19 protein-coding genes and 1 pseudogene are annotated in these 18,445 nt (G+C 60.4%); 4 read left to right on the top strand and 16 right to left on the bottom strand.

Features of this window, described 5'->3' with window-relative positions; translation table 11 throughout:
- Positions 1-126 precede the first annotated feature (126 nt).
- Positions 127-1,116 (top strand): annotated as a pseudogene (locus ACILRA_RS07610) (formate--tetrahydrofolate ligase); the annotation flags it as partial.
- Between the two features lie 759 nt (positions 1,117-1,875).
- On the opposite strand, the gene ACILRA_RS07615 reads toward ACILRA_RS07610, so the two are convergent.
- The 10 genes from ACILRA_RS07615 to ACILRA_RS07660 form a co-directional block, all read right to left on the bottom strand.
- On the bottom strand, positions 1,876-3,231 hold the full coding sequence (locus ACILRA_RS07615; protein ID WP_395661500.1) for a cytosine deaminase: 1,356 nt from the start codon (positions 3,229-3,231) through the stop codon (positions 1,876-1,878).
- A gap of 47 nt (positions 3,232-3,278) precedes the next feature.
- Positions 3,279-4,328 (bottom strand): PotD/PotF family extracellular solute-binding protein, encoded by a 1,050-nt coding sequence (locus ACILRA_RS07620; RefSeq protein WP_395661501.1) that lies wholly within the window; start codon positions 4,326-4,328, stop codon positions 3,279-3,281.
- A 252-nt stretch (positions 4,329-4,580) separates the two neighbouring features.
- Positions 4,581-5,657: an ABC transporter ATP-binding protein gene (locus ACILRA_RS07625; protein ID WP_395661502.1), complete on the bottom strand. Its 1,077-nt coding sequence runs from the start codon at positions 5,655-5,657 to the stop codon at positions 4,581-4,583.
- A gap of 35 nt (positions 5,658-5,692) precedes the next feature.
- Positions 5,693-6,484 carry an ABC transporter permease gene (locus ACILRA_RS07630; protein WP_395661503.1) on the bottom strand — a complete coding sequence of 264 codons (792 nt, stop codon included), beginning with the start codon at positions 6,482-6,484 and terminating at the stop codon, positions 5,693-5,695.
- Positions 6,481-7,371, bottom strand: coding sequence for an ABC transporter permease (locus ACILRA_RS07635; RefSeq protein ID WP_395661504.1), 891 nt, complete (start codon positions 7,369-7,371; stop codon positions 6,481-6,483). Before ACILRA_RS07635 ends, ACILRA_RS07630 begins: the two co-directional genes overlap by 4 nt.
- 13 nt (positions 7,372-7,384) lie before the next feature.
- On the bottom strand, positions 7,385-8,167 hold the full coding sequence (locus tag ACILRA_RS07640; RefSeq protein ID WP_395661505.1) for a creatininase family protein: 783 nt from the start codon (positions 8,165-8,167) through the stop codon (positions 7,385-7,387).
- A gap of 23 nt (positions 8,168-8,190) precedes the next feature.
- Entirely contained in the window at positions 8,191-8,598 is a 408-nt protein-coding gene (locus ACILRA_RS07645) for a RidA family protein (RefSeq protein ID WP_395661506.1), read from the bottom strand.
- On the bottom strand, positions 8,576-10,012 hold the full coding sequence (locus ACILRA_RS07650; RefSeq protein ID WP_395661507.1) for an FAD-binding oxidoreductase: 1,437 nt from the start codon (positions 10,010-10,012) through the stop codon (positions 8,576-8,578). The genes ACILRA_RS07645 and ACILRA_RS07650 overlap by 23 nt, the downstream gene beginning before the upstream one ends.
- A 292-nt stretch (positions 10,013-10,304) precedes the next feature.
- A complete protein-coding gene (locus tag ACILRA_RS07655; protein ID WP_395661508.1) occupies positions 10,305-11,174 on the bottom strand; it encodes a LysR substrate-binding domain-containing protein in 870 nt (289 codons plus the stop codon).
- A 176-nt stretch (positions 11,175-11,350) separates the two neighbouring features.
- Positions 11,351-11,947 (bottom strand): NAD(P)H-dependent oxidoreductase, encoded by a 597-nt coding sequence (locus ACILRA_RS07660; protein ID WP_395661509.1) that lies wholly within the window; start codon positions 11,945-11,947, stop codon positions 11,351-11,353.
- Between the two features lie 676 nt (positions 11,948-12,623).
- On the opposite strand from ACILRA_RS07660, the gene ACILRA_RS07665 reads away from it, so the two are divergent.
- Complete coding sequence (locus ACILRA_RS07665; protein ID WP_395661510.1) at positions 12,624-13,214, top strand: hypothetical protein; 591 nt, start codon at positions 12,624-12,626, stop codon at positions 13,212-13,214.
- A gap of 389 nt (positions 13,215-13,603) precedes the next feature.
- Here the strand turns inward: ACILRA_RS07665 and ACILRA_RS07670 are convergent, their stop codons facing one another.
- The 5 genes from ACILRA_RS07670 to ACILRA_RS07690 form a co-directional block, all read right to left on the bottom strand.
- The gene (locus ACILRA_RS07670; protein ID WP_395661511.1) at positions 13,604-14,053 is read right to left on the bottom strand and encodes a tail fiber assembly protein; all 450 of its coding nucleotides are present in this window, start codon (positions 14,051-14,053) and stop codon (positions 13,604-13,606) included.
- A 4-nt stretch (positions 14,054-14,057) separates the two neighbouring features.
- Positions 14,058-15,311, bottom strand: a complete 1,254-nt coding sequence (locus ACILRA_RS07675) for a glycine-rich domain-containing protein (RefSeq protein WP_395661512.1) — start codon at positions 15,309-15,311, stop codon at positions 14,058-14,060.
- Positions 15,312-15,578: 267 nt separating this feature from the next.
- A complete protein-coding gene (locus ACILRA_RS07680) occupies positions 15,579-15,995 on the bottom strand; it encodes a hypothetical protein (protein ID WP_395661513.1) in 417 nt (138 codons plus the stop codon).
- Between the two features lie 18 nt (positions 15,996-16,013).
- The gene (locus tag ACILRA_RS07685; RefSeq protein ID WP_395661514.1) at positions 16,014-16,982 is read right to left on the bottom strand and encodes a major capsid protein; all 969 of its coding nucleotides are present in this window, start codon (positions 16,980-16,982) and stop codon (positions 16,014-16,016) included.
- A 14-nt stretch (positions 16,983-16,996) separates the two neighbouring features.
- Positions 16,997-17,296: a hypothetical protein gene (locus ACILRA_RS07690; protein WP_395661515.1), complete on the bottom strand. Its 300-nt coding sequence runs from the start codon at positions 17,294-17,296 to the stop codon at positions 16,997-16,999.
- 18 nt (positions 17,297-17,314) lie between these two features.
- On the opposite strand from ACILRA_RS07690, the gene ACILRA_RS07695 reads away from it, so the two are divergent.
- Positions 17,315-17,713, top strand: a complete 399-nt coding sequence (locus ACILRA_RS07695) for a plasmid pRiA4b ORF-3 family protein (RefSeq protein ID WP_395661516.1) — start codon at positions 17,315-17,317, stop codon at positions 17,711-17,713.
- Complete coding sequence (locus tag ACILRA_RS07700) at positions 17,710-17,976, top strand: GIY-YIG nuclease family protein (protein WP_395661517.1); 267 nt, start codon at positions 17,710-17,712, stop codon at positions 17,974-17,976. Before ACILRA_RS07695 ends, ACILRA_RS07700 begins: the two co-directional genes overlap by 4 nt.
- 189 nt (positions 17,977-18,165) lie before the next feature.
- On the opposite strand, the gene ACILRA_RS07705 is transcribed toward ACILRA_RS07700, so the two are convergent.
- Positions 18,166-18,445 (bottom strand): DNA methyltransferase (locus ACILRA_RS07705; RefSeq protein ID WP_395661518.1); only part of this gene is annotated, 280 nt, incomplete at its 5' end.

Raw genomic sequence — 18,445 nt, forward strand, 5'->3', positions numbered from 1 at the left:
CCACGGTGTAGATCTCCGAGCCCTCCCTGTTCACACAGAAAGGGCATAGATAGTGGGCGGCTTTTACTCCGCCCGCAGCGGGCCAATCCCGCCGCTACCGTGGTCTAATTTTCCACCGCCGTTCCCAAGGACAAGTCGCCGGTGCTGGCCAAGGACCTCAAGGCGCCGGGCGCCATGGTGGTGCTGCTCAAGGACGCGCTCCAGCCCAACCTCGTCCAGACGCTGGAGAACAATCCGGCCTTCGTCCATGGCGGCCCCTTCGCCAACATCGCGCATGGCTGCAACTCCGTCATGGCCACGCAGTCGGCCCTGAAGCTCGCGGATTATGTCGTCACCGAAGCAGGCTTCGGCGCTGATCTGGGTGCCGAGAAGTTCTTCGACATCAAGTGCCGCAAGGCCGGCCTCTCGCCCGCCGCGACCGTCATCGTGGCGACCGTCCGTGCGCTGAAGATGCATGGCGGTGCAGCGAAGGAAGACCTGAAGGTCGAAAACGTCGAGGTCCTCAAGAAGGGCCTCGCCAACCTCGGCCGCCACATCGAGAACGTGAAGAAGTTCGGCGTGCCGATCGCGGTCGCCATCAACCACTTCATCTCGGATACGGACGCCGAGGTGCAGGCCGTCATCGACTATTGCCGCACCCATGGCGTGGAAGCCTTCCGCTGCACCCACTGGGCCGAGGGCGGCAAGGGCACGGAGGCGCTCGCGCACCATGTGGCAGCACTCGCCGACAAGGGCGCGGCCCAGTTCAAGCCGATCTATGACGAGAGCGTGCCGCTGTTCGAGAAGGTCCGCACCATCGCGCGGGAAATCTACCGCGCCGATGACGCGGTGGCCGACAAGTCGGTCCGCGACCAGCTCAAGGCCTGGGAGGCCGCGGGCTACGGCAAGTTCCCGATCTGCATGGCCAAGACGCAGTATTCCTTCTCCACCGACCCGAACCTCAAGGGTGCGCCCGTCAACCACGTGGTGCCGATCCGCGAGGTGAGGCTCTCGGCGGGTGCCGAGTTCATCGTGGTCATCTGCGGAGACATCATGACCATGCCGGGCCTGCCCAAGATGCCCTCGGCGGAAGTCATCGGGCTGGACGAGAAGGGGCAGATCGCAGGGCTGTTCTGAGGCCGGTTTCAATGACACATCGTTCCCAGAGGTCTATCCCTATCAGCCGTCAAAATCGCATCTATGGCTCCTGTGAACCTGTCGAGTCTTCGGATCTTCGCCGGGCAGGCGGGGACGGGTCATGTCCTGGGCAACGATCGAAAGGGCCTTTGCCGCGCTGCGGGCCCGGCCCGTTATAACCGCGAGCCCGAGAGTGAGATCTCTGTTGTCGAGCAAGAGAACCTTCCAAAAACTGTCAGAGGAAATTCCTTGCCATCCTTGGCCGGTAACGACGACACGGATCCTCGGTCAAGGTTAATGCGATGGTCGGCGGCGATATTGCAGACCCCTCGACCTGTGGTATCCTTTCACTTTCCCGCCATATGAACTTCTGTGCCCGAAATGACCTCAGCCTCCACCCGCATTATCAACATTTCATTGTAGAGACGATTCGTGCCAAGACGCTTGCGCCAAGTCGTTGCGCATGGACTGTCCTGTATTAGGAAATCGTCAGCCGCAACATCGCCCGGCGCCGGCGTGTAGACGCAGCAGGGCCGTCAACCCGACCCCCCTGATCATCAGTCACTCGAAAGGCTCGGGCATATCGAGCTGCTTGAAAAACCCAATTCTCGCTCGTATTTCTCAACGGAAATGCCTCCCCACCCCAACAAGATCGACGCTCTCGCCAGCCAGCTGCTTCTCCGCGCCAGGGCGACAACGACTTCACGGATCGTCTCGTCAGATCGTCTTTGTCAGAGTTCAATGGATCGTGAGCTCAGATCAGTCAGCCCGCACTTGGAGAAGTGCCCGTTCGAGTTCATGGTGCAGCGGCAGTGGGTCGGTGACCTGCCGTCCATGGCTGAGCACAATCCGGTCCTGCTGGTCGCGGCACAGGAGTGCATTCAGGCTGCGGGCGGAAAAAATGATCAGATTAGCCGGAAGCCCAGTGCCGATCCTTCCAAGATCGGGGCGCCCGATCAGGTCTGCCGGCACACGTGACGCCATGGCGAGGCTACCGGTGAGCGGCTCATCGGCCTGAAACACCCGGATCGCCTGTTTCAGCGTATCCAGCATGTCATGGTCGCCGTAGGGAAACCACGCATCCCGGCAATTGTCACCACCGACAGCGAGGGGGAGTCCGGCGGCACGGATCTCGTTGGCGGCGGTAACGCCCCGCCAGCGCGGAGTATAACCGGGCTTGCGGTCCATCAGGTACATCATCGGCGTGGGCATTGAGACGAAAGCAAGCTCCGCCTGTTTCGCCAGCGCGAGGGTTGTCTCGATCACTTCAGGCGGCTGCAGCGAGAGGTTCACGCAGTGGCCCAGCACTACCCGTCCCTGGAAATCGCTGCGCAAGCGCGCGGCGGCGATCTGCGGAATTGTGAACGCGGAAAGGTCGTCGGTCTGATCAACATGCAGGTCGACATCCAGGCCCCGTTCCTTCGCGAGGGCAAACAGGCGGTCGAGGGCGTGGTCAAGCGTATCGTAGGTTCCGTTCTCGCCGCGCTCCAGCGTATCGGTAACCCCGCCGAGGATTCCGCCCTTGCTGGCCGTCAGGTCGGCAAGTTCGCAGGCCTCTTCGCCGATCCACGCTTCCATGGCGGCGATGGTCACGGCCTGAAGCTCGACCCGCCTGGCCCATTTCTGGCGGAGCTGCTCAAAAGCCCGGTAGCCTTGGCGTGACAGGGCCAGGGTTTCACTATCAACATGAGTCCGTATGGCGGCAACGCCATGGACATGGGCACAGCTGATACCGAATTCCATGCGCAGGGCCATGTCTTCGTCTGTCCAGTGTGGCCAATCCGCTGCGGTCTGGGAGAAGCCGCCGTGGATGGTGCCGTCAGGCCGAACGCGCGGAATGGCCTGGCCACAGTCCAGATGGGTATGCATGTCAATAAGAGCAGGCCACAACTGGCGGCCATCCATCTTGACGCGGAAGCCATCCTTCGGTCCGGCGCCACCTGCAAACAGACCTGCGACCTTGCCGTGGTCGATCAGCACGTCCAGCAACAGCGCGCCCTCGGCATCACGGAAAGCGCCGGCGGGTGGCTCGAGAACCAGTTCCGCCGGCACCCGCGCCGCAGCCAGAATGAAACGGCTGTCCGCCGGAATGGCCAGTGGCGCTTCAGCCGGCATCAACCACTCCCGTACAAGCGTTCCACTTCAAGGCTCGAAAAGCCAGATCAGAAGCCAGCCTTGATCTTCTCGAACTCAGCAACTTGACGGTCCCGCAGGGCAACATCGAATGGCAGTTGCGGAAGTGTCGGTCCATCAATGGGACCAAGTCCAGCATTCTCGAGGATCTTCGGATCGATCAGCTTCATGCCTTCGGCATTGGCGTGGCCGTAACCGACAATGTTGACCAGCGCGGCCGCAGACTCCTGCCTGATCCAGGAATTGACATAGTCATAGGCCTTCTCTTCGCTGCCCTTGCCGTTCTTCAGATTGATCAACCCGCAGAACCAGGTGGTAACGCCTTCTTTTGGCGTACGCTGATAACCTACCGGGAAATTCTCCTTACGGAGAAGAGCTACGCCGTCGGGCCATGACCAGGAAACAAGTACCTCGCCGGATTTCATCAGCTGCACCAGTTCACTGCCTGAACTGGTATAGGCGCGAACGCCAGGATGCACCTTGCGCAACCAATCCTTGGCGGCATTGAACTGTTCCTCGGTTACCTTCGTCCAATCGGTGACGCCGGTCGCCAGATAGGCAAGTGCCCAGACATCGTCGGCGGCATTTGGCAGCGTGATGCGGCCGGCATATTTGGGATTGGTGAATACCTGCAGCGAGGCCACATCCTCGGCGGGAACTTTTTCCGTATTGTAGGCGATGGCCGTGGCGCCCCAATCCGCGGGGATGATCCAGACACCCTTCTCGTCCTGAATGGCGCTGGAATTCAGAAACTCCGGCATGATGTTCTTGAACTCGGGAATCTTGGAGACATCCCACGGCTCGATCAGGCCGGCCTCACGGTATTTTGGTACCATCATCGCACAGGGGTGCGATACATCCGCGCCAAAGCCGGAGGTCGCTTTCTGGAAAGTATCGTCATCCGACGTAACGAAAGAGTAGGTGGGCCGATCCCCCCATTTCTCCTTATAGGCCGCGTAAAGCCCCTCAATGTCAAAGCCAGGCCAATCCGTCACGATAAGTCCGGAATCATCCGCATGGGCCGGAACCAGAAAGGCCAAGAGAAACGAACCTAACAGCAATCGCCTTACATTTTTCATCTCAGGTCACTCCTGTTCTTAGTTTGTGGGGTTCGCAAACCAAAGCGATCGCGGTCTCAAGCCGCGAGACGGCCTCAGCTCACTTCAACGCAACGCTTCGTGGGTCATCACGAGCGACGGTCCAAAGAGAAGTCTATCCTTTCTCGCCGCCAACGGGCGAAACTCAGCTCATGTTAAATATTCCACACCAGGCATCCCGCGAGAAATTCGAGGCTCACGCCTCCGTTTTTCTTTTGGCAGGATCCAGTTATTCTAGCGGAACAGCCTCAAGGAGCCTGGGCTCCAGGCGATCCGGGTCCGAACACCGGTGCTGAGTACCGGCCGGCCGAACACATTTCGCATCGACAGTCGCACCGACTTGCTGGCGCCATCCAGTCTCACATCATAGTAGGTCAAGCCCCCATGGTAGACGACATCGGTCACAGTGGCGGCGCTCTCACGGTCTGGCGCAACCTGGCCTTCGAACAGAATTGTGAGGGACTCCGGCCGAAATCCGACGGCCGCCCCGCCTTGTGATGGCCCGCCGGATACCTGACTTGTTTCCAGCATCACACGGCCTAGACCCTGGGTGTCGAGTTCAACCCTGCCTCCAGCTTCTGAAATCACATGGGCATCCAGAAAGTTCATGGTGCCGACGAACTCCGCCACGCGCCTGGCATTTGGCCGGCGGAACAGCGTCTCCGGATCAGCCAGCTGCGCGACTTCGCCATCGAACATGACCGCAATCCTGTCCGACATCACGAGGGCTTCTTCCTGGTCATGCGTGACGAGAACAAAGGTGATGCCCACCTGCTGCTGAAGCTTGATAAGCTCCATTTGCATCTGTTCGCGCATCTTCTTGTCCAGCGCCGAGAGGGGTTCGTCCAGGAGCAATACTTTCGGCTTCAGAACCAGTGCCCTCGCCAGAGCAACGCGCTGCCGCTGGCCACCTGATAAAGCTTGCGTGTCGCGCGCATTGAAATCCCTCAGGCCAACCATTTCCAGTGCTTCGGCGACAGCCTTGGACTTTTCAGCCGGAGACCGCGGATCCCGCCTCAGGCCGAAGCCAACATTCTGAGCGACCGACAGATGGGGAAAAATTGCATAGCTCTGAAAAACCATATTCGCCGGTCTCAGGTTTGGCGGCACACCGCCCATGTTCTTGCCGTCGATCAGAACCGCACCTGACGAGATCGGCTCAAATCCCGCGATCGTGCGCAACAAGGTGGTCTTGCCGCAACCCGATGGACCCAGGAGTGAAAAGAATTCCCCGGCCTCTATCGTTACGGTAATGCCGCGCAGGGCGTGATAGTTGCCATAGTGTTTGTGTACGTCTTGCAGCTCAATCATTTAGTATCTTCTGCCATTTGCCCAAAACCGACGGTTTACCCGCCGCCAGCCCTCGCGAGGCCCCGCCGCCGGAGATATTCCGCCGCTCCAATCAAGATGATCGACGACACCACGAGGATCGTGCCAAGCGCCAGCATGGCGGGCACTTTCGCCGGAAACCGGAACTGGCCGTAAATGTAGGCGGCGAGCGGTGTATTCGTACCGCCCAGAAAATAGGCGATGACGAATTCATCGAGGGAAATCGTGAAGCACATCAGGATCGAGGATATGATACCCGGCATTATCAGCGGCAAGGTAATCAAACGGAACGCCGAGGCCGGCGTTTCACCAAGATCACAGGCGGCTTCCTCCAGTGATTTGTCCAGCGATCTGAACGCGGTCAACAAGATCGCTGTCGCGAAAGGAATGCAGATCAGCACATGCCCGAGGACGATGGTCCATAGCGACAGGTAGACGCCAATCGTCAGCAGCACAACGAGGATCGACATGGCGATGATGATGTTCGGCAAGATCATTGGCAGCATGATCATGCCCGCCAGTCCGGGCTTGAGCGGGAAACGATAGCGCGTGATGGCCCGCGCCGCGAAAAGCCCGAACACGGTTGAAATGACCGCGGTTGACCCCGAAACAACGAGCGAGTTCCGCAAGGCCCGGAAAAGCTCGCCGTCCTCCCACATCGCCGCGAACCACTCTGTTGTGAAGCCCGAGAGCGGAAAGGCGATGACGCTGGATTTGTTGAAGGCAAACAGCGGCAGCAACATGATCGGCGCATACAGGAAAACCAGATAGAGCACCGAATAGGTGCGCAGCCCCACCGGCTTGCTCATGGCTTGCCTTTCAGGAACCGGCGGTTCATCAAAAGGAACGCAAGGCTCGCCAAGCCGATCGCTGCCATCGCCACGATGGCAACAGCGGATCCGAGCCCCTTGTTGTTGAGCTTGAGCATTTGAACTTCGATCATATTTGCGATCATGGGAAACTTGCCGCTGGCGATCAGGTCCGGTGTCACATAGTCGCCAAAGGTTGGAATAAAGACGATCAGCGCCGCCGCGATGACGCCTGGCATCGACAGGGGCAGGGTCACCCGGAGGAAGGTGCCAGCCGCGGTTTCGCCCAGGTCCCGCCCGGCCTCCAGAAGTGATCTGTCAATCTTCTCCAGGGCCACGAAAATCGGAAGGATGGCGAACGGCGCATAGGCATGGGCGAGCGTCACGATCATCGCCATCGTCGCGTTGACCATGAACGACATCGGCTCCGCCGTGATTCCGAGCATTTCGAGCGCCGATGAGACCACCCCGCCATAGCCGAGTATCACTTTCCACAGGAACACCCGGATGATGTAGCTTGTCCAGAAGGGTATGGTGATCAGGAACAGCCAAAGGGGCTTCCGGCTCGCATTCACATGGAAGCTCACGAAATAGGCCACGGGGTAGGCTATGGCAACGGTAACCAGGGTCACGGCAATCGACACGATCATGGTGCGCAGCAGGATCGCGCGGTAGATGGGGTCGGTCAGTACATCCCCATAGTTCTTGAGCGTCAGAACGGCGCCAGCGTCTCCCGGCGGCGCGGAGAGCACCGAATAAGCGGAAATCGCTAGAAGTGGACCAGCCATGAGAAGCAGAACATAGATTGCCGTTGGGCTGATGAGCAGCAGACCTTGCCGCCGTTCTCGTGCGTCGAAGCTGTCCGGGGTGATCACCTGATCTGTCATGTCGCGACGCCGATCATGAGGGAGATGCGCGGTCCCGCAAACAGCCCAGATTGAACTCATGGGCGTCGCGGAGCACGGCTATAAAGCCTTCGGCACGGTGATTGATGATCGCCCAGCCCTTTTCAGGCGTTGCGGCCATGGCGTTTCCAACCGCACCTTCGGGGTTCAGATCGCCAATCTTCCAGCCGAATTGCACTGGACCGTGGGCACGAAGTTTCTTGAACTCCGTTTCATAGGATTGCTGGGCCGAGGTGAAATTGCGGGCGTGTTCCATACGCACCAGTTCTGGATGAAGCGCGAGCATCATGGAGGTCTCTTCATCGCCCGCATGGATCCCATAGGATCTTTCGGCGTCGCTCAGCACGCCATCGGGGACGCCAAGCCGCGACCAGCTCGTGGTGACAGCCAGCATGCCGTGGGTCACACGCAGCTCACGAGCCACAATATCGGTGATCGGAACGTTGCCGCCATGGGAGGTAACGATCACCAGCTTACGGATGCCAGCGCGGAAGACACATTCGCCAAGCTCTAGCCAGCTCCTGGTTGCGGTCTCCCAGGAGAGCGTCAGCGTACCCCTGGCATCGATGTGCTCGTTGGATTTGCCGGCCGTCTGTATGGGTAGAAACACGGCGGGAAGGTCCAAGGGCAGCATTTCGGCGACGCGCCTGATCAGGCCACGGGCAATCGCGGTATCGGTCGAGAGCGGCAGATGCGGGCCGTGCTGTTCGATAGCGGCTACAGGCAGGACGGCAATCCACTGACTGGCATCGCCGGTGGAGAAGTCGGCAGTGGTCATTTCCTCCCAGAACAACCGGCGTCTCATGGGTCAGCCTTCATGCTCCCTGCGGCCGCAACAACTTCCACCTCGACCCGGAATTCGGGCCGGGAAAAGCCAGACACGATGAGCAGCGTTGAAGCGGGCGGGTTCTGCCGGCCTTGGAAGAATGCGTCACGGGCCTCCATGTAGTCCGGAAGGCAGGCCCGATCGGTGACGTAGGCCGTGAGCTTCACGACATGACTGCGGTCGAGACCGGCGGACTTCAGAATCGCTTCAGCGTTTTCGAGGCACAGCAGTGTCTGCTCACGCACCGTTCCGGGAACACTGCCTTCGGCGGAAACGCCGAGCTGGCCAGAGCAGATAATCAGGCGGTCTCCGGCGGCGATCTCAACGCCCGGCGAATAGCGGGCCAGTGGCGCTGCGCCGTCAGTCGAGCGAAGGTATCTCATCGGCAAAAGTACCTTCCTTCTTGATGCCTGGGAAGAGATAATATCCAGCCTTGTTGAAATCATAGTCCGGATCATCCCAGGCGATCATTTTCCCGGGGTTGAGCAAGCCCTTGGGATCAACCAGGCGTTTAAAAGCAAGTTGAACCTCGTCGGTCTGCTTCATGCCGCCCTCTTCAAGCGTATAGCGGTGGGGGTTGAAAATCGGGCAGCCATGCTCTTCATGAATGCGGATGATTTCCTCAAGCCGCTCTTCGGTCGTGAAGCGTACGAGGGGCATGCCGTCGCAGCTGATACGGCCTTCGAAACGCATGTATTCGGCGTGCCCGGGAACTTCTTCCCCGAACAGTGCCGACATTTCGGCGATTTTCCCGACATGACCTGGATTGGGATAGAGTGTCTGCAGATAGGTTACCGACGGATCCATTCGGATGGCGCGGAGCGTGGTATGGTTCCATGTCAACTCATAGGCAGGCGGCAGCGCGCGTTTCTCATTCTCCGGCAGAATATCGGAACGGAACGCGATCGTCACGCGCTCCTGCCGGCAGAGCGCTTCCAGAGATGAGAGCGCATGTGGCGCCACCATGGCCACGATCACATGGCCACGGGGGTCGAGGTACTTTTGATGCCTGATGAAGTAACGATGTGGTGTCGGCGCTTCAATGGTGCAGAGTTGCTTCAGCAGTATGCCGTCCTGGCAGGCGAGCAGGTCAGAAAACTGGTTGAGCCGCAGCCAGTCATTGTGGGTCATAAGCAGGTCGACCCACTCGTACGCGGCGGTCAACGGCATGTCGAGGCTGGTGATTATGCCATTGGTGCCGTAGGCGTGAACGACCTTGTGAAGATCATAGCCAGTCAATGTCAGAACGCGGGGGTGCGCTTCCATGGTGACGACTCGCGCGCTGATGACATTGCCGAGATCGCGCAAGGTGCCCCAGCGGATGGAGCCGACGCCGCCGGAACCCCCGGCGATAAAGCCGCCGATGGTTGCGTTGCGGGCCGTTGACGGATGCATGCGCAGTTCCTGACCCGATTGGCTGCGGGCGGCGTGGTCGATGTCATGGATGATGGCGCCCGCCTCGGCTGTAACATGGCCCGGTCCGATACTTGTCACACGGTTCAAGCTGCGCAGGTCGAGAATCGCGCCGCCCGAGAGCGGCATGGCCTGACCGTAGTTTCCGGTGCCGCCGCCGCGTGGCGTTACCGGAATGTCCAGCCGGAAGCAGGCCGACAGAACCTCGGCCACCTCCGCCTCGCTGCGTGGCGAGACGATGATATCCCCGGTCACGCCTTCAAGCTGCCGCTTCAGGACTGGCGAATACCAATAGAAATCGCGGCTGCGCTGGGCAACGAGCTTGGGATTCGTCTCGTGGGGAATTGAGCCAAGAGCGGCAATCAATTCGTGGGCTCGCGTCATCGAGAAGGGCCTCGAAACGGTTTGATGCAGAGCGGTTCCGCAACGGTAAGAAATGCTTTGGAGGGAGTGCGGTTCTTAGGGCTCTTCCTGGCTCTTTTCGCGAGCGCGAGTGAGTGTTTGACTGCCATGGGACCTCCTCGCGACAGGACTGCTGCCAGACTGGCGAGAGCTAGGTTAAGACAATCCACGGCCAACTTGGCAAAAGGAAAACAATGGCCTGGCGCATGATTTTCTTTTGTGCAGAGGGAGGCCGGGCGTCGCCTGACTTGACCCGCTGACACTCCGTCTCAGTTCAAACCGATTTCACCAGAAGGGCGCTCAGTCGTTCGCTTGCCCAGTTTGGCGGCAGTTCACCAGGACGCAGGTCATAGCCCCAGCCGCTTGGAATTTCGGCCGGGAAAGGTTCAACGAGCAGGCCTCGTTTCAGCTGGATCTCAGCCAGTGAGGCGAGTGTGACGGCGCAGCCCAGCCCGGCCGCTGCCATTTCAAGAGCTACATTGGAGCTGTCGCTCTTCAGCCCCTGTACGAGCGGCAGGTCAGGAATTCCATGATGGCGGGCAAAGGTCTGCCAGAGCTCCTGCCGGTTGAGAATATGGATAAGCCCCTTGCGATGCACATCCGCAGGCGATGTCATGGCATCGGCCCCGCTCAGGAAATCGGGAGAGCAGACCATGGCGAGGCGTTCCTCGCCCAGGCTTTGGCCGATGAGTGGCTGGCTTACATGGCGTGGTGCAATCCGGAGGTCCACAACCTGTTCGGTGGTCTCTGTCCAAATGGTGGCATGCACGGTAACCTCGACCTCTGGGAACTGACCGCGGAAAGCGCGCAAGCGCTGGGGCAGCCAGTTGGTGGCGAGACTGGCCGGGCAGGCAATCGCTACTTGCTTGCGGTGACGGACGGTTTGAACCTGCCCGGTCGCGAGGTCGATCTGTGACAGCGCGCGCTGTACGGCCGGCAGATAAGCGGTCCCGACCTCGGTCAGGCTCAGGGTTCGTGGCGCGCGGTAGAATAGCGGCCGGCCGATGAACTGCTCCAGCATTCTGACATGGCCGGAGACCGCGGCCTGGGTCATGCGCAGTTCCTCGGCGGCGCGGGTGAAGCTCAGATGCCGAGCCGATGCCTCGAATGACCGGATACAATTCAGGGGCGGAAGGTATTTCACCGCTGGGAGCCTTGCTGGGATACGACAAGAGATATTGGATCCGATTGCCGCCTGCTGCAGCGGGAAGAGATGCGCTGTACCTCTAAGAAATGCATAAAGGACATTCTGCCCCGACTACCAAGTCGGATGCAAGTCAGGTATGAATCCGAGAATTACTGCATGCGCCTCTGTAGGCGTTAGACTGGAATCCGGGCAATTCGGGCCTTGACGCGGGCAAGGTATTCGCGGCGGGTCTTGTCTGTCTGGCTGTCCATTTCATGCAGACCCATCCAGAATGTCTGGGTGCGCTTGGCCGTGCAAAACCGCAAGCCCCGCAGAATGATCTTTCGGCCAGGTGCCCCCATCAGGAACGTCCAGAACCACCATGGCGAGCCGAAAGTAGTGATGACACCGATGAGGCGGATATTTGTGAGTGCCGGGCGCATCGGTTCAGTGGGCGTGCGCAGGATAAAGGTAACACCTGGCCGCCACACCCGGTCGAACCAGCCTTTGAGCATGGCTGGCTGAGCATACCACCAGGTCGGATAGACCAGGATCAGCCCTTCAGCCCACTGAAGTGCCTCAATATGGGGCAGCAGATCGGCCGGCGGCAACTCATCTCCAGTATAGGCACGGCGTTCTTCCGCGCTCATGACCGGGTTGAAGCCCTCAGCGTAGAGGTCGGTGACGCGAACATCATGGCCCCTCGTGCGTGCACTCTCTATCGCCGCTTGGCACAGGGCGGTGCTGAAGCTCTCAGGCACTGGGTGGGCGTGAACGAAGAGAAGGCGCATTACGGTCTTGCCTGTTTCTTGAAAATTCTGAGGTAGGCTAATTCAAAAATGACTGCTGTCTATACCGCAACTCAAATCCAGACCTAGTGATGATGAAGTCCTCCTAGCAATGGTGATCAGCCCCCAACGAGTGGTCAGGGTTGAATGTTAGTGCATGATTGGCTCGGGCGCCAGCGCGGGCTGCGAAGCCGGTCGGGGTAGCGTAGCCGCACGCGCGGACTGCGGAACGAAAACCTTCGGGGCTGGGGCCGGTAGCCCAGCAACCCGTGTGGGTGGCTCGCGCGGTCCGCTTCGTGATGATCCCGGCGGAAAGAACTTGCCCTTCTCCGGAAACAACATCCGGCACAGTTGTGGTAATGATCCATGAGGGGACCCGGACCCAAAAAGCGCGGAGACCGCCGGAGGCGCCGCACTGTGGGGCGGATCGAGCGCGGCGGTGGGAAAGGCGGCGAACCCGTCCGAAGCCCACTGGGCCTGATCGAGGCTGCGCCAGTCAGGTATGATCAACTCCCCGTCGATTCCCATCCAAGGCGTGGCATGCTTGCCCCCAGTGCGCTTATGGCCAGCAATTTTGATAACTCTTAAGGGCAAGAATGAAACGACGGGCAGCTTCAGACGCCGTAGCAGATTCACCTGATTCTGCCAGATACAGAGTATGGAAGTGGGATTTGTTTCGGTGAATGTCTTGCAGTTGAACATTCGGTCGGTCTTGCGGCATATTGTCCATGAGCCACTGTGCCCTCACTCGAACCAGGAGCGGGTGTCCTGCGGCTTTGACGGCATGTGCGGCTTTTTTGGGAGAGAAGATATGATCAGGTCTTTGGTTGCGGCGGTAGCGATGCTCGTGACGGGCACAGCAACCTTTGCCGGCACAACAAACATTTCGCTGGCACCTGTTCCGTTTGAACTCCAGCTCCCATCAGAAATCGCTGAAAAGCTCACTGTTGAACCCATCTCCGGAGCCTGGGCTGAAGAGGTGAAGAAGTGGGGGGCGGATGCCGCGTCGGTGGTCTACTACCATCCAGCAGAGGGATCGCGGTCGATCCTGATGAGCGTCTACTACTTTCCGGCAGAAAAGTTTGACGCCGCCCAAAATCCGAATGAGGCGCCTCCCTTCGGGCGCGAGGTGATCCGGCGGGACGGCAAGGTTTTCAGCGTGGCCGGCCCGCAGGATACGATCTTCGATGCCGAGACGGTGGATGCAAAGAATGTCGTCGCGTCCAATGCCCTGATCTACGAGCCGGAGAACTACACACCGTTGAAGTGAGCCTCGGCAAGAACGGCAAGGAGAGCACCTTTATGCTCTGGTCGAAAGCGACTGATGTAATTCAGGCATGACAGCAATGCCTTGTCCCTGACTATTGGCGGCTCTTGGATCTGTTATCTTTCAAATCGGAACTCGAGATTTCGAGCTCTCCTTCCGTGGGTCTGTCCAGTTCCATGCGGAAGCGGTAGCCGGGGTCTTATGACCTCGAGCTCCTCCCCCGAAATCTGGACCACCTTGATGGCCGGCTCTTCATGAGCCGGCCTTTCTCTTTTTCGGAGAAACCGTATCAGGCAATGCTGGTTGAGCGCTCACGAGCTCCTAACACGCCCTCTACTGACTTGCCGGTCCGAGCCCGCGAGGAACTGACCACCAGCCCTGCCACGCCCGGCCTATTCGGGCTCTTCGGGCCAAACGGCTTCGAAGGGATTGGCGGTCATCTTCGGAAGGTCACGCAGCGCCTGCCGGTACGAGGCCCAGACAGACTTGTCGACGGGGCTGTCCGGCAGCTGCGTCCAGTCCGTCGCCGACAGCTTCTCATTGCGGATCAGGCGAAGCCGCTCCCATTCTTTGGCAATGAGCGCATTCTGTTCATTGGTTCCGATATGGATGACCTGCCACTGCTGTACCCACGCTCTCCCTGTCTTCCTGGGATTGATCTCCTCAACGACCTGATACCACCGGTTCATGGGTTGCGGTGTCGGCTGCACGGAGAAGACATTGAACGCGGCGAGAACTTCGTCCGTCAGCGGAAGCGGGAAGGAAACATTCGGATGATCCATGTGCAGGGTTGTATAGGGATAGGACACGACACGATCGTTCTCGACTTTCACATAGTTCATTCTGTCACCATGTTATCCTGACAACGCCTGCGCCGCCTGCGGAGGCGCCATTGGTGGAGACTGCACTGCTGCCGCCGCCGCCGGACACGCCGCCCGGACCGGACGTGGACCCATCCGTGGCATAAGCATCAGGAGACCCTTCCCGGCCACCGGTTGAAGAGGTAGACGCCGCGCCGCTCGTGCCGGCGCCGGACACCCCGGTGCCACCGCCTCCGCTATTGCTGCCACCACCGGACGATGCACCACCCGTGGCTGCGGACGAGTTTGCGCGAGTGAGCGACGCGATGCCATTCGCGCCTGCGCCACCATTGGCGGTGTACCCGCCGGCTCCCCCGCCGCCACCACCGTAGAAATGGACGTTGTTTGTAGTGCTGCCCGCGCCGCTGCCCCCATTCCCGCCGGAATACCGTGTCGTTCCAATACCCGATGAGCCGGAGCCTCCGGCACCGCCTGATCCGTTGGAGGATGACGTGGCATTGTTCCCGGGCGATCCACCCTTGGCCAGCCAAAGCGTCGTGCCACTCCGCACGATGGAGCTGTCGCCTCCGGCCGTCCCATTGCTGATGCCTTGAAGACCGCCAGTACCGCCACTGCCAGCGGTGATCTGAAGCACCTGCCCCGCAGTGACGGACAATGATGGCGTGATCGACATGGCCCCGCCGCCACCGCCGCCGCCACCACGATAGGAACTGGCCGCAGTGTAGGCACCGCCGCCGCCACCGCCCCCGCCCGTGCCGGTGACAGACATCGTGCTGACACCGGTTGGGATGGTGAGATTTTCCGAAGCCCCGGTCACGATCAGTTCCCGCCTCGAAATCAGAGCGTATTGGATCGAGAACGAGCCGATGGACACTGTCGCGGTATTCGTGATGCTGGTGCCCGGCGCCGGGTTGGCAACCGATGTCTGGCGGACCTCAAGGATATCGCCATTTTCGATGGTGCCCGCTGCCGAGGTCCATGCGCCGCCATTGATGCGATACTGGGACTGGTTGCCGCCGGCAATGCTGATGCCGAGTGGTGAGCCGCCTTCCATGGTGACAGCCACACTTGTCGATGACGCGACAGCTTCCCCGCCAGCGGGAATGTTTGAATAGCCCGTCGCAAACGCGCCGGAAAACCTCACCAGGCCGGGCTGAATTCCTGTTCTCAGGCTGAATGTCATTGCCGAACAATTGGAGCCCGAGGGTCCGAAAGGCCCCGGATCGATACTCCCGGCAACCGCCTGCGGCGTCGTGCCGACAGCCAGGACAACCGACACGATTGAACTGCCGGAGAGCTTTCTGACCTCCGTGAAGCCCGATGGCATCGATGTGAACGTTACGTTGTCTGTCCGGGTCGCGCCAAAGGCGAAGATGTAATTTTCATCGGTCGGGCGAGGCTCATGCCGGAACTCCTTCAATGCCGAAAACCGTTCCAGACCGGAACGGTTTTCCTGACCGAAACATCAAAGGGGCATGTTCCAGACGGGAACATGCCCCCCTGCCCCCGCAACGCCCCCCAGGATTTCCCGGGAGCCGCCATGTAATCACTCCGCAACATCCTCCCGGACGAGAAGAAGGTTGAGATCGCCCATGCTGGTCGGATGAATGGCCGCGATGGCGTAGGATGGGCTGCCGCACCGCGCCGGCAGTCTGAGCAGATCGCCCTTCGCAGGCCGGAACCCCAGTTCCGCAACCTGCGCTGCGGCAATCCAGAAAGCGCTCTGCTCTGACACCAAGCGCGTGGTGCCTCTGAACTCCCCGCCCCGGCTCTGGCCCCGGAGATCGGACGTTGCGGCAAGAGCGGAGAAAATGCCTCTGACCTTCACCGCCATGCGGTCGGCATCGGCTGCCGCCTCGGCATACTGGCTGCCACGGCGCGGGATCAGAACCGCCTCTTCGCCGAACCCCTCCAGGGCCGCGTCGGATGCCAGGGCATCCAGGGCGTCAAAGGCCGAGGTCATCTATCACCCCGCACCTTGTCAGGTCCGCTTGCCCGGGATCAGCACGCGCGGGCGGGTGCAGTAGTGGAGCGCGTTCATCTGGAACTCCAGGTTCACGCCCTTGCCGTTCATCATCTCCCACTGCTTGGCGTAAAGGCGCTGGCCGGGCGTGTTGACCGTCTCGATGTAGTCGGCGGGTCCGTAGACCGTGCGGAACAGGCCGGGAACACCTGTCGGGAACAGGTGACACTTGTTGGTGTCAATCCCGATTGTGCCGCCGCCCTTGTAGTTGGCCCAGGTGATGCCGCCGAAGTCGAAAGAGCCGTGGAAGCCGTTGACCCCGGCGCTGACATAGGCGCCCCTCAGACTCGCGGCGTCGGCATAGCCCTTGTAGGTGTCACGCACCTCCTTGTGGGCGATCAGGTCGTCGAAGAATGTATCGCCGCAGATCGCCATGACATTGGTGAAGGGAATGCCGTCGAGGATCGAGGCCATCTGGCGGATGATCCCGGCGCATTTCTTGCGCAGAACGCCCTCCGCCGGGCTGGCGTTGTCGAGGTCGAAGTCGATCTCGGCGGCGGGGGTCTCGCCGAACTCGGTATAGTAGTCGAACAGCACCGAGTTGTCGGTGTCCAGAAGACGCCCGGTCTTCACGATGTTGAGGCGGTGGAATTCCTCGGTGCGGGCGAAGAACTGCGAGGCTTCCCCCGCGCGGTTGGCGAGGCAGTTGCCGTTCACCTCGGCATCGCGGACGATGGCCGAGACCGAAACATCAGCGGCAGAGGCATCGGCGCCGTAGATGGCGATGGCGGCGGGCACCTGGCTGCCGTCGCTGGCGCCCACGGCGCTGGCAAAATACTTGCCACTGGCAGTGATCTTGCCCAGCACCGTGCCGGCGGCGATAATGCCGGCGCCGGAGGCGATGGTGATGGCCTCGCGCGAGCGCTGGCCGTTGGCCTCCGAGAGGATGAACTCCCCCGGATGGCGGGTTTCCATGAGAACGGTCATATCTGGTGCTCCTTTCAGGCCCGGGCAAACTGGCGGTTGGCGTTGGTGATGGCCCGCTTCCAGCCTTCCTGGATGAGGGCTCCGGCATCGGGCTTTTCCGCCCCGCCGGGGGCTCCGAACTCAGGTCCGGCGCTGGCCCGCTGGGCGAGGGCCTCTAGCCTTGTCTCCTTCGGCGACGCGCCAAGGATCTTCTCGGCCTCCGCGACGGTGAGGGCGGTTTCGGTGGCCAGCATGAGGGCCTGCTTCTCTCGCCCGACGGCGGCCTCGGCATTCACGATGGCGCGGATGACTACGGCGTTCCCTATCCCGACCATTACCAGGGTGGCCCGAAGGTGCATCATGCAAAGTCAATTCGACTCAAGACGCTCGTGAGCCGGGGCATCGAACGTTTCGTCTATGAGTATGACTTCGGCGACTACTGGCTTCACGACATCCTGATCGAAGAGTGCGGTGACGGATTGCCGGACCGGGACTATCCCTTCTTCATCAGCGGTGAAGGCCGGTGCCCGCCGGAGGACGTTGGCGGCGTTTCCGGCTTCGAGGAGTTTCTCGAGGCGGTCGGGAAACCGCGCCACCCCGAGCACAAGAGGATGATCGAATGGTATGGCAAGCCCTACGATCCAGCAGACATAGATGAGCGTCGCATCCGCAGGCTGATCGAGGAAATGGCCGCCCGGCGGCGTGGTCCGCTGATGAGCCACCGCAAGGGAGGCAGGACGCCACCCCAATGACCGGTTTCGTCTATGTCATCGGCGCCAGGACCCGGCGTGGAAACCGGACCTATGTTGGCTGGACGCTCGATCCCGAGCGGCGGCTTGCGCAACACAATTCCGGCACTGGCGCCAGATCGACGAGAGGTCTGTCATGGGAACTTCTCTATGTTGAAAAGCTTGAAACCCGGGCCGCCGCCATGAGCCGGGAATGGTACCTGAAGCGGGACCGGCGCTTCCGTAAGCAGCTGACGGGCCAGATCACCGAACGCCGCGCGCATTGAACAGTCGGCGCAGGACGTAGCTTCTGGCGAGTGATATGCAGGTAAACAATCCGCCAATCATTAGGTTCTCGCGAAGCGATGCGTGCAACCCGAAGAGTGGGAACACGATCATCTGCGTCAGAACGGCGAGGGCATAGCCGATCACAATGTTGGTGACTGCCTCCACGAATGATAGCCAGCGTGGCTGCATCAGGCGGCATCTTTCGACTTGGTCTTCCTTGCAATCTTGAGGTCATCGAATGTCCGATCCTCGCCATACAGCACCGCCTTGTTGCCAGTGTAATCCTGCCAGCGCTGGACGATCACATCGACGTACTTGGGATCGAGTTCCATCAGCCGTGCCGACCGACCGGTGCGTTCGGCGGCGATGAGAGTTGTTCCTGATCCGCCGAACAGGTCGAGCACGATGTCCCGGCTCTTGGAGGAATTGGTAATGGCGCGTTCGACCAGTTCCACCGGCTTCATGGTG

The sequence above is a fragment of the Aestuariivirga sp. genome (assembly GCF_044239095.1).
In the GTDB taxonomy this organism is placed as follows: Bacteria; Pseudomonadota; Alphaproteobacteria; order Rhizobiales; family Aestuariivirgaceae; genus Aestuariivirga.

Coding starts and splice junctions, on each gene's coding strand:
- ACILRA_RS07625 (WP_395661502.1), bottom strand. CDS start 5,657: ATGATTGAGCTGCAAGACGTACACAAACACTATGGCAACTATCACGCC.
- ACILRA_RS07690 (WP_395661515.1), bottom strand. CDS start 17,296: ATGGTCGGGATAGGGAACGCCGTAGTCATCCGCGCCATCGTGAATGCC.
- ACILRA_RS07615 (WP_395661500.1), bottom strand. CDS start 3,231: ATGCCGGCTGAAGCGCCACTGGCCATTCCGGCGGACAGCCGTTTCATT.
- ACILRA_RS07660 (WP_395661509.1), bottom strand. CDS start 11,947: ATGCGCCTTCTCTTCGTTCACGCCCACCCAGTGCCTGAGAGCTTCAGC.
- ACILRA_RS07700 (WP_395661517.1), top strand. CDS start 17,710: ATGACCGGTTTCGTCTATGTCATCGGCGCCAGGACCCGGCGTGGAAAC.
- ACILRA_RS07680 (WP_395661513.1), bottom strand. CDS start 15,995: ATGACCTCGGCCTTTGACGCCCTGGATGCCCTGGCATCCGACGCGGCC.
- ACILRA_RS07640 (WP_395661505.1), bottom strand. CDS start 8,167: ATGACCACTGCCGACTTCTCCACCGGCGATGCCAGTCAGTGGATTGCC.
- ACILRA_RS07685 (WP_395661514.1), bottom strand. CDS start 16,982: ATGACCGTTCTCATGGAAACCCGCCATCCGGGGGAGTTCATCCTCTCG.
- ACILRA_RS07620 (WP_395661501.1), bottom strand. CDS start 4,328: ATGAAAAATGTAAGGCGATTGCTGTTAGGTTCGTTTCTCTTGGCCTTT.
- ACILRA_RS07635 (WP_395661504.1), bottom strand. CDS start 7,371: ATGACAGATCAGGTGATCACCCCGGACAGCTTCGACGCACGAGAACGG.
- ACILRA_RS07645 (WP_395661506.1), bottom strand. CDS start 8,598: ATGAGATACCTTCGCTCGACTGACGGCGCAGCGCCACTGGCCCGCTAT.
- ACILRA_RS07670 (WP_395661511.1), bottom strand. CDS start 14,053: ATGAACTATGTGAAAGTCGAGAACGATCGTGTCGTGTCCTATCCCTAT.
- ACILRA_RS07650 (WP_395661507.1), bottom strand. CDS start 10,012: ATGACGCGAGCCCACGAATTGATTGCCGCTCTTGGCTCAATTCCCCAC.
- ACILRA_RS07630 (WP_395661503.1), bottom strand. CDS start 6,484: ATGAGCAAGCCGGTGGGGCTGCGCACCTATTCGGTGCTCTATCTGGTT.